We start from the raw sequence: 5,876 nt of genomic DNA, 5'->3' as shown, positions 1-5,876 counted from the left end.
TCCTCCCGGGCGACGTACCGGAACACGCCGTCCGGCCCGACTTCCTCAGCAATCGCCCGAACCCATCCGGCGTCGACGAGCCGCTTCAAGACTCTTCCGGCCGCCGTCCGGCTCAGACCCGAAGCCTCCTCAACCTCCGCGCACGTGCGGCCTTCTTCCCGTTCCGCGATGAACCGCAGAACCGCGCTCTCCTCGTCGGAGAGCGCCTCCACGACGCTCGGAAGCTCCACCTCGTGGAGGAGACCGGTCTGCGGGACCCCGGCCGTCCGCCCCGTGCCTTCGTACGCCCGGAAGATGTCGCCGAGAGCGCCGGCCGCGGCGGCATCCTCCATGCGGCCGAGACGCCGGAGGATGTCGCTGAGGCCCAGGTTCGGGGCATCCGCCGCACCGGGGACCACCACCCGGATGACGTCCGGGTGGATGTTGAAGGCGACCTCCAAGGGCGAGGCGAAGTCGCGGTCCGTGAAGGCGTGCGCGAGGGCGGCGCGAAGCGCCGGCACCGGCCACGGATGACGCTCGATGCGGCGGAGCATCCCCGTCTTGAAGATGTAGGGCGCATCGGCGTCGTCGAGGAGATCGCGGACCCGCTCCATCTGCCAGAGGAGCGGTCCCGCGACCCGGCGGTTTCGCCGCAGGTTACCCTCGGCGTCGAAGGTGTTGACGAGCGTCGCGAGGTTCCACTGGTCGGAGAGGACGAAGCCGAGAAACGTAAAGGGGCCGCCGGAGGCGGAAGCCGCAGCGGAAGCCGTGGATGCGGCGGTCGTCCGCAGGCCGAAGCGGACGGGCGTTTCCTCCGTGAAGGGAACGCCCGCCTCTCTGAAGGCGCGCTCCAAGTCGCGGAAGGTGAGGTCGTTGCGGGTGATCGGACGCGTGAGGAAGTGGTCGGCGTCAGGGTGGTTCATGCTTGGGGCTCCAGGGGTGTGGGGCGGGCGCGCGGAGGGTTCCGTCCCCACCCGGCCGGGCGTCGGCTTCGACTATAGCACCGTAGGCGAAGATGCTGATCCGGCTGAGGTTTCCGACCGTCTACCGCCCTCACTCCGTCACGCGACTTCCGGCCATCCCCCTCTTCCCGCGCCCCTGCCGCACACCTTTTCCACTCCCCCAAAACGCTCCGAAGCCTGGCACCTCATCGAGGCACCGGGCTTCGGAAACCATCCCGTTTCAGACGTGGAGCGATTCAAGTCCGACCGATCAGATCTTCTTCGCGGCGCGGAGCGCCTTCATCTGTTCGGCCATGTAGGCCGAATCGGCTTCGCTCACCATCGAAATGCGGACCCAGTTCGTGGCGGGCGGGAAGGGACGGCCCACCATGACGAACTTTTCCTTCAAGGCCCCGGCGAAGGCCTCCAGCGTCACGCCCTTGGGAAGTTCGGCGAAGACGAAGTTGGTTTGGGACGGAAGCGTGCGCATGCCGAGGCCGGCGAGCGCCTCGACGATGATCTTCTTCGAGGCGGCGTTGACGCGGCGGCTTTCCGCCAGGAACGCTTCGTCGTTCAGTTCCGCGAGACCGGCCGCGATCGCGGGCACGTTCTGGAAGATGTCGTAGGCGATGTGGTTGCGCACCTTCTCCGCGACGGGCTTCGCGGCGTACGCGAACCCGAGGCGCAGACCCGCCATGGCGAAGAGCTTCGAGAAGGTCTTCAGAACGATCACGTTCTCGAGCCCTTCCTGAACGAGCGTCGCCGTCGAGACGAACGCCTTGTCTTCGACGAACTCGGCGTAGGCTTCGTCGACGAGGAACATCGTGTTGGCGGGTTTCGAGCGGATCCAGTCGTTCAGAACCTTGCTGTCGACGATCGTGCTCGTCGGGTTGTTCGGGTTCACGAAGTAGACGATCGACGGACCCTTGTGGTTCGCGACCGCGGCCTTCATGCCTTCGATGTCGATCGACCAGTCGGGGCCCATCTTCACCTTCGTGACGGGGATCCCGTTTCGGACCGCGCACATCTCACCGTCGCCGTACGTGAGTTCGGGGATGACGAGCTGGACGTTTTCCGTCTTGTAGGCTTCGATCGAGGCACGGATCGCTTCCGCGGAGCCCTGCGAGAGGGTGATCTGTTCGGGCTTCCCGCCGATGAAGGCGGCGCAGGCGGCGCGGAGCTGCTCGACTGCGGCGAAGGGGTAGCGGTTGCAGCGCGCGGCGGATTCGGCGACCGCCTCACGGGCCTTCGCGGAGAGACCGAGCGGGTTCTCGTTGAAGCAGGCGAGGATCGGGTTCTGCGCGGAGGGCGCAGGCGCAGCGGCCGACGCGGCGGCGAGAACGTTGGTGGCGGCGGAGGCGGCGGAGGCCGTCGCGAGCGCGACGGGCAGCGCCTTCAGTAGATTGCGGCGTTGAATCGGCATGGTCGATGTTCCTTCCCAAGAAATGCCTTTCGATGGTCCGGAGCCGCGGCGTCGGAGAGGCATCGCCCCGAGTCCGGCTCCCTGTCTTCTCATCCTACGGCGGGGGATTTCGAAAAAGTCCCGGCGCGCGGAGGGCTTCGCAGGCTCTCTGCACGGCCTTTGCGCCTCGTCGTTCCGGCTCAGCGAAATGTCTCATCACGCACTAGGCAGTTTGCCGGAGGGGTTCTCTCGGATCTGCTGCGGGACGGAGGTTGTTGGCGAATGGGGTCGGTGGGGATTGCCGCTTCGGGGAGGATTTCGGACGGCCGCGATCGTACCGGTTCTGAGGGAACGGCCGCGGGCGCGGCAAATGAGCGGCCAAGGAGCGGCAAAGGACCAACCTCACGGGGCGGGCGGAAAAGCCGTATGTTTGGAGAAGGACCTTTCTTCTCCTTGAGGCCGACCATGTTCAGCAAGCCCCACGCGACCACTACCGCCATCCTCGCCGCCCTGCTCGCCTTCGGCATCATCAACGCCGCGCAGGCGGGCGGCACGGCCTATCACTCGGACGGTTCGTCCACCACCCAGATCGGCAACTCGTACTACAACTCCGACGGGTCTTCCACCACCCGCATCGGCAACACCTACTACCACTCGGACGGGAGCTCGACCACCAAGATCGGCAACAACTACTACCATTCCGACGGCTCGAGCTCCACGAGGATTGGGAACAGCTACTACAACAGCGACGGTTCGAGTTCGACCAGAATCGGCGACACCTATTACAACTCCGACGGTTCATCGACCTCGGGCGCCAACCGGATCGACGGCGGGTATCCCGGCTGGCGGCCTTGACCGCTCGGAGGGCTTCGACGGCTTGAAGCCCTCCGCCGCCGGGCCCTTCAACGTTCTTCCTCGTTCCTCCACGTTCATCACCATCACCGCGACCACGCCCATGCCGCACTCGCCCACGCCCACCTACAGGCTCCTCTCCAAGAACAAGCCCATCCGCTTCCTCGCGCTCGCCATGCTGCGCGAAGCGGCGTCCCGGGGCGGGGACGACCAAGCGTTCCGGGCCCAAATCCCGGGGAGAACGGCCGTCCGGCTCTTCGGCCCGATGCAGACCGGCGCCGTGCTCCGCAACCTCCGGATGCTCTGGTGGGAGCAGGCGGGCATCTGCGACGCGGACGTCTTCCGACCGGTCTTCACCGAACTCACCGTCAACGCCCGGCTGACGCCTGACGACACGGAGTGGAGCCGCAACGGCTTCGTGCTCGAGCCGACGCTCGTGCAGCTGAGGCGCTGGGAAGGCCGCAAGAAGAAGGACGGCCTCACCCACTGGAAGCTCGAGCTCTTCGACGGGGACGAGGCCGCCGCCCGCGCCGCCTTCCGCGCCGCGCATGAAGAGCTCGGCAGGCCACAGGAGCCGTTCTACTGATCCGACCTGCGGGCGAGAAGCCACACCGAGCTCCTCCACCCACTCCAAAACCAACGGCGCCGCCCGATCAACCGGACGACGCCGTTCTTGATGAAGTCTTCCCGTCGGGCGTGGGCCTGAAGCCCGCATCGGAACCCTCAGCCCGCACGCCCGCGGAAAGCGTCAGCGAAGCCTCAAAGGAGATGCTTCCCGTCGCGGGATTCGCCCGTCTTCACTTCCTTGGTTTCGACCGGCACCACGTCGAAGCCCACGACGCGGTGGCCGTTCACCTGCGTGTAGAGCCAAAGGTCCATCAGAGCACCCGGCACCGCACCCTTGGCGAGGTCCTTCGCCTTGAAGGCGAAGACCACGTCTTCGATGCCGTCGCCGTTCACGTCCTTGTAGGTCATCGATTCGGCGGGCGCGAAGCCCGAGAACTGACGGGTCGAGTTCAGCTGGTTCGCGCTCATCCCGGCGCGGGTCGCCTTCATGTTGGAGCCCTTCACCGCGTGGTTCTTCGAGCCCAGAAGCACCATTTCGACGAGGTCTTCCGCGTCGGCCTTGACGGTCTTCGCGAGGATCTCGACCTTCATGGGCATCAGGCGCGCGTTTTCGGCTTCCATCAGCTTCAGCACCTTGTCGTAGGCCTTCTGGTTGTAGTCGTGGAGGAACGCGCGGCGCTCTTCATCTTGGAGCTTCGCCGCCTTGGCGGTAATGGCGGAGCGTTCCTTCAGGAACTCGGCCTCGACCTTCTCGATCAGCGCCGTGCGCTTCGCGATTTCATCGCCGCGCAGGTAGTCGATCGCGTTGGTGCCGGCGGAGAAGACGCTGTGCGGCGTGAATTCCGCGCGGAAGTCGAACATCGCGGGCGTGCCCGCGAAGTGTTCCTTCGTCGCCGTCGCGCCGTCCAGGAAGGCGGTGCCCTTCGCGGGACCGGCCAACGGATAGAGCGGCACGTAGACCGACTGGCAGGGGCGGCCCACCGTCTTCCAGGCTTCGGTGAGCGTGGGATCCTTCGTGAGGTTGTAGACGATCGAGTCGTGCGAGGTCGTGCGGCAGATGCCTTCCGAGGCCGAGTGGTAGAGCTGCTGCTCTTCGCCGATCGTGTCTTCGTGGAGGCGCAGAAGCGTCATCGCGTCCTTGACGCCCAGCTTCTTCGCGGTCTTGACCGAATACGGGAACTGTTCGGGATCGTTCATCTCGGTGCCGGTCAGGAACTTCCAAGCGATCACGTTGCGGTTCGCGTTCCAGCGCTCGGCGCGGATGCTCTCGGGCGCGACGATCTTCCGCCAGTTGAAGTACCGGTCCTTCTTCGGGTCGAAGCGCCCGTCCTTCGTCGCGCGCTCGACCTGACCGGGTTCGACCATCCAGCGTTCCGTGTCCTTGAGGTCGACCTTGTCCATCGTGAAGACGTTGGGAATGTAGATCACCTCGTCGTCCGCGATCTTGTGCGCGGCCCAGGAGTTCCCCTGATGGATGGCGAGCTGCCAGGCTTCGTTCGCGTCGGCGAACGTGTACGTACGGCCGTCGTGGAAGTAGCCGTACTCTTCCAAGAGCTTCGTCGCGATCTCGACCGCTTCGCGGGCCGAGTGCGCGCGTTCGGCGACGATGCGGCGGATGCCGTAGCCAATGCCGCCGTCCTTCACCTCCATGCGGTCGGCGTCGAAGATCTCGCCGCACCAGTTGGTGGCGATCGCGACGCCCGCGTCGTTGAAGAAGCCGTCCGCGAAGGACGCGCCGTCCGGCACGAACGTCTGCGTCCAATAGAAGCCCAGCGTTTCCTTCACCTGCGGGATCGCGGCGGCGTTCTTTTCGAACTTGATCATTTCGCCATCTTTGTGCTTGGCGCTAGGCACATAGTGCTGAAGATTGAATAAACGTCCACCATTGTCCTCATTGTGCGCCACAATGATGTTTCCGGTTTCCGAGAGCGCCTTCCCGATGATGAGCGTGCTGCAGGCCTGGGCGGTGCCGGCGGCCGCAAAGAGCGCCGCCGCGGCGATGATCGATTGCTTGAAGATGGTCTTCATGGCGAGTTTTCTCCTCATGATTGGTCGGGCCGCGTGTGCTCAACGCCGGGAAGCGGTCGGCGGGGGCTGAAGGTGCCGGTTGGGCCGATGGTCGGTCGACGCATCCG

At 65.4% G+C, this 5,876-nt stretch carries 5 protein-coding genes; 2 read left to right on the top strand and 3 right to left on the bottom strand.

Annotated features, from left to right (window positions below):
- Both HMPREF9440_RS03425 and HMPREF9440_RS03420 read right to left on the bottom strand, forming a co-directional pair.
- A partial coding sequence (locus HMPREF9440_RS03425; RefSeq protein ID WP_040763421.1) for a MarR family transcriptional regulator occupies window positions 1-902 on the bottom strand: 902 nt, incomplete at its 3' end.
- A gap of 289 nt (window positions 903-1,191) precedes the next feature.
- The gene (locus HMPREF9440_RS03420) at window positions 1,192-2,343 is read right to left on the bottom strand and encodes a pyridoxal phosphate-dependent aminotransferase (RefSeq protein WP_008541537.1); all 1,152 of its coding nucleotides are present in this window, start codon (window positions 2,341-2,343) and stop codon (window positions 1,192-1,194) included.
- Window positions 2,344-2,787: 444 nt separating this feature from the next.
- Between HMPREF9440_RS03420 and HMPREF9440_RS03415 the strand changes: the two genes are divergently transcribed.
- Together HMPREF9440_RS03415 and HMPREF9440_RS03410 are read left to right on the top strand one after the other, a co-directional pair.
- Window positions 2,788-3,177, top strand: coding sequence for a hypothetical protein (locus HMPREF9440_RS03415; protein ID WP_216586059.1), 390 nt, complete (start codon window positions 2,788-2,790; stop codon window positions 3,175-3,177).
- 22 nt (window positions 3,178-3,199) lie between these two features.
- On the top strand, window positions 3,200-3,760 hold the full coding sequence (locus HMPREF9440_RS03410; RefSeq protein WP_008541535.1) for a hypothetical protein: 561 nt from the start codon (window positions 3,200-3,202) through the stop codon (window positions 3,758-3,760).
- 173 nt (window positions 3,761-3,933) lie between these two features.
- Here HMPREF9440_RS03410 and HMPREF9440_RS03405 read toward each other — a convergent pair whose 3' ends face one another.
- Entirely contained in the window at window positions 3,934-5,769 is a 1,836-nt protein-coding gene (locus HMPREF9440_RS03405) for a C69 family dipeptidase (protein WP_148516337.1), read from the bottom strand.
- Between the last annotated feature and the right edge of the window lie 107 nt (window positions 5,770-5,876).

Origin of the sequence: Sutterella parvirubra YIT 11816 (assembly GCF_000250875.1) — a bacterium.
Taxonomy (GTDB): domain Bacteria; phylum Pseudomonadota; class Gammaproteobacteria; order Burkholderiales; family Burkholderiaceae_F; genus Sutterella; species Sutterella parvirubra.
This window is presented reverse-complemented; position numbering and strand designations above follow the sequence as displayed.

What these genes read in the sequence shown, in the direction of transcription:
- HMPREF9440_RS03405 (WP_148516337.1), bottom strand. Translation starts at nt 5,769, where the DNA reads ATGAAGACCATCTTCAAGCAATCGATCATCGCCGCGGCGGCGCTCTTT.
- HMPREF9440_RS03415 (WP_216586059.1), top strand. Translation starts at nt 2,788, where the DNA reads ATGTTCAGCAAGCCCCACGCGACCACTACCGCCATCCTCGCCGCCCTG.
- HMPREF9440_RS03420 (WP_008541537.1), bottom strand. Translation starts at nt 2,343, where the DNA reads ATGCCGATTCAACGCCGCAATCTACTGAAGGCGCTGCCCGTCGCGCTC.